Genomic DNA, 3,996 nt, shown 5'->3' on the forward strand with positions numbered 1-3,996 from the left:
CAAATTCATGTTGCCAAAAATCTATGTGCTTTTGCAATTGTTTTTCATTCGCTTTTAAAGTCGATTTCATTGAATCTGTTAAATCAATCGGAGATATTTCTTTAATCAATTTCTTATATTTTGTTCTAGAATTTCTGTGAAGTTTTCCCCATTCTTCTTCGTCATTTAACAACATGAAAACAATTGCTCTGTCAGACGTTCGTTCAATACTTTTCCAATCGGGTTTCAAAATATGTAAATCATTAAAGCAATCGTTCCAGTAATCAACCATATTTCGTTTGAGTTCAATTTCTACACGCCATAAATGTTCTGAACTAATTTCAATATCTGCATTATCTTTACGTTCTTGTTTCTTGTTATAAATTCTAATAAATCTATCACTATCACGAACGCCAAAATATTTTGTTTCTGGTTTGCTGTTACGACCATAAAAAATGGTTTTTTTAACTGCTTTATCAGTCATTGCATAGTAATCGCTCAGATCATCTTCAAAATCAAAAGCTAAATCTAATCTTGTAAAACCGTCATCTTCCATGTAGTCGATGATATTTTGTTTTAACCAAATCATTTCTTCATGTGTAAGTTTATTGGGATTGAATTCAACACGCATATTACGTCTATCCCAACTATCTGCTTTCACTTTGTCATATTCAATATAAACTTTTTCTTGAAGTGCCTTAGCCTTAAACTTTGTTTGAAGTATATCCCAAAGTCGTATTCGTGGCTCGATACTCATAAACGCAGATAATTTTTGAGCGTTATTTTTGTTAAGATTTCCAACGATTGTCATAGCATCAAAACTCAATTTTGGGTCGGATATGCACACGGTATGTGCGTCTAACCGGCTATTAGAGTAGCCGGTTTTAGAAAAAGTGTCTAAATCCTTATTTTGTAAGTAATTTGAATGATTTTCTCTACTCATAAAAAATCGACTCCTTAATTTACTTTAAGAAGTCGCTCACCCAAATATATATCTTGATGTATATTCCAATATCGTTTAATATCTAAATATACAAAAGTATAAAAAACAACAACTGTTTTTCTTTGGATAAGTCGTTATCACAAACTTTGGTCAGGGCGTGAGCGACTTCTTTTTATTTGTTTATTAATATAACACTATCAAAAGGCTTGGTCTAATCAGATCAAGTCTTTTTTAGTACCAAAACTTATTACATAATCAAAATTACATTTCTTTTGATAATTTATATTGTTTATAAGCGTAATAAACTATTAATGCTTGTACTACCACTTGTGCAACTGATAGTCCTATACGGATGTTTTTATTAATTTTCTCACTCATTCTCTTCATCTCCTTTCGTTGCTTTATTCCAATTCCTCTATTTGCCGACGATTCTGCGCTCCTTAATAATCCTAAAGCTGTCCATCGGTCGATTTAATAGCTGACGCTATTCTCCCGCTGGCGCTTTAAGTCTAATTAAGGGCTCTCATCGACAAATAGATTTTCTCGGCATAAATGCGTATTCTACTTGATGAAAGTAATTTAAACTTATTATTTCACTTGAATTTTTTATTTCTTTTAGATTTTTTATAATATAGTTTATTTAAAAACGTGCTATCTGCTGTATATGAAGCTGCATCGCCTCCGAAACAACTAATAATAAAAGAAATAATGGTAGCTATAACTTTTCTTAAAATTTTCATTTTTAAACCCCTTTTATTTTAATCATGAAGTCTTGCTCTAATCCATTCATATAAACCAATAAATAGCCCTATCGCAAATATATAAGGCAAACCATAAGCGATATACCAAATCAATGTCATAAAGCCTTCAGATGCTTTAATTTTGCTTGCTATGGCTTTTTGTAATATATCTACATGCAAGAAACTCATAAAGTCACTGCCTATGGTCATAATTAAAGCAAACAGCATAAAGACTAATAACATTGATCCAATCCCTGTAAATAATTGTTTTTGTCTCTTCTGATAATGCTCATGTGATGCTCTCACTTCACGTAACATTTCTTTGTTTTCATCTTGAACTTTACGAATCTCTTGTCGTAGTTCTGCTTGAATCTCTTCTGTATTGACTTTGTTTAAATTATCTTGAAGTAATCTTACGAAATCATTATGTGTTTTTATGCTGTTATCTCGAAAGTCCTTCGTCGTCTCTTTCAATTTTGATGTGATTGCTTCTTGTTCTTTCTCTCTCGTTTTCTGGCTCTCTTCTATCTCTGCCAAATACTTTACGATTAGCTTGTTTTGTCTTTTGAGCTCGTTCAATTCTTCGTTGTTTAAGTTGCTCTGTGTGTTGCTCGATGGCATCCCAGTTGACCTTGAATCCGTCTGCATAGTCGGGTTCTCTTTGTTGTTCTTGATGTCTTTCATGCTCATCATCAATCGCCCCTTTTTCATAATCTGAACCTAGCGTTCGTCCACGCACCCATTTATTTGCATTTTCAGGCTTGTATGAGATTGTTTCGCCACGAACCTTAACTTTTACTCCTTTTGCTTCTAAATGCTCTGAAAACGTCTCTAAATTGCTTGTATGTGTTTTTGTATTTTCAATCAATTCACGTAATTCATCTTTCCAAGAGTATTCTTCTCTATCAAAGACAATCCCTTTTTCTGCCTGAGTGTAGCGAATTTGTGCCTGTCTGTTTGGAATGGATAGATGATGTGAAACACATATATCATCATTTGCTTTTTTAACGAATTCACGTTGTTTTTTATTACTCTGATATTTCCGACCTGTCTCGAGGTCAATTGAATTGATCACGATATGATTGTGCACATGGTCTGTATCTGCATGTGTGTAAACGGCAACTTGATGATTCGGTGCTATCTTTTCTGCAAGTTCTAAGCCGAGTTGATTACATTGTTCTGGCGTGACTTCACCAGGTTTAAAAGACTGAATAATCGTATGCGCTTGAATCCCATTTTCTTTACCATACAAAGCTCTTGTTTGTTTAAAAGCCGATTTTGCATAATCTACATCACAATTCAAACCACTTTTTTCTACTGCTCGTTTCTCTGCGTAATTGATTGCCCGACTTGCTGATTTTGTATTGCCTAATTTAGTTGTTGCCATATCTCATCAAGCCTTTCACGCAACTCATTGATATTACGTTCTAACGCTGGATAATTAGGTGCGTCATGTTGATGTTGGTTACAATATTTCGCAATCTGATTTGCATTTGCACCTAACTTACTTAAATCTTTGGCTATCGATTGTCGCGTTTCTTTATCAAATTTAGGTGCGACCAATCGACTACCCTGTGCCTTTTTCTTAACGAAATTAGGCACACTCATATTTAAAGTATCGGCAGATTGCCTTAACTTTAAATATTCAGATTCGCTCACACGAAAACTAATTTGTTTCGGCTCCTTACGGTTGGGTTTTTGGTTTCGCCCAACAGTTTCGTCGCTAGCCACAAAGTTATTTTGTTCGCTCATCAAATCCCACCACGCTTTCTTCGAAAGAAATTACTTGATGAAATCTAGCTTACAGGGTAAGCTAGATTTCATCAAGTAATTATGTGGTTTGGCAAGCGTCGTATTTTATAGCCACTTCGTTCTAAAAATACCGGCTTGATGGGGATATCCCCATACCCCTTATGTTTTTGCTAACGCAAAAAATGAGTGGCAGATTGCTAGCCACTCATAGTTCAAACCCTAATTCAAAATCAAAAGCCCAGCAACCAAAAATGTGGTTGCCGATATCCATAAATTTTAAAACTCAATTAAAAATAAAATAATAAATATCAAACCTAAAATTCCAAGTACCCAACCACTTACTTTCTTTTTCAAAATTCCCGGAATAGAATATATTGTAAATGCTAAAAGTGCAAATAACGTAGGTAAATCACTATTATCTGGAATTATAATCATAAGTAAAATAGCAATAATCAATAAAATACCAACTAAAATATTAATTAAATTAGTTAAAAGACTATACTCTTCTTTTTTCAAAAAATCATCTCCATTTTCCAATTTAGTATTATTCATATTTATAAAATTTAATTCACTTCCAAAATC

The 3,996-nt window shown here is 33.4% G+C and carries 5 protein-coding genes; all 5 read right to left on the bottom strand.

Translation table 11 applies throughout. The features are described from left to right. Positions 1-922, bottom strand: a 922-nt coding sequence (locus tag NST35_RS12465; protein WP_340747323.1) for a replication initiation factor domain-containing protein, incomplete at its 3' end; no start/stop codon positions are given. Positions 923-1,680: 758 nt separating this feature from the next. After that, on the bottom strand, positions 1,681-2,136 hold the full coding sequence (locus tag NST35_RS12470) for a DUF334 domain-containing protein (RefSeq protein WP_002490920.1): 456 nt from the start codon (positions 2,134-2,136) through the stop codon (positions 1,681-1,683). After that, positions 2,105-3,049: a relaxase/mobilization nuclease domain-containing protein gene (locus NST35_RS12475; RefSeq protein WP_002489538.1), complete on the bottom strand. Its 945-nt coding sequence runs from the start codon at positions 3,047-3,049 to the stop codon at positions 2,105-2,107. The genes NST35_RS12470 and NST35_RS12475 overlap by 32 nt, the downstream gene beginning before the upstream one ends. Next, positions 3,031-3,414 (bottom strand): plasmid mobilization protein, encoded by a 384-nt coding sequence (locus NST35_RS12480; RefSeq protein WP_002490921.1) that lies wholly within the window; start codon positions 3,412-3,414, stop codon positions 3,031-3,033. Before NST35_RS12480 ends, NST35_RS12475 begins: the two co-directional genes overlap by 19 nt. Before the next feature lie 276 nt (positions 3,415-3,690). Continuing rightward, the coding region (locus NST35_RS12485) for a hypothetical protein (RefSeq protein WP_340747324.1) at positions 3,691-3,996 on the bottom strand (306 nt) is incomplete at its 5' end.

The organism is Staphylococcus sp. FSL W8-0304, from assembly GCF_038006565.1.
GTDB lineage: Bacteria > Bacillota > Bacilli > Staphylococcales > Staphylococcaceae > Staphylococcus > Staphylococcus epidermidis.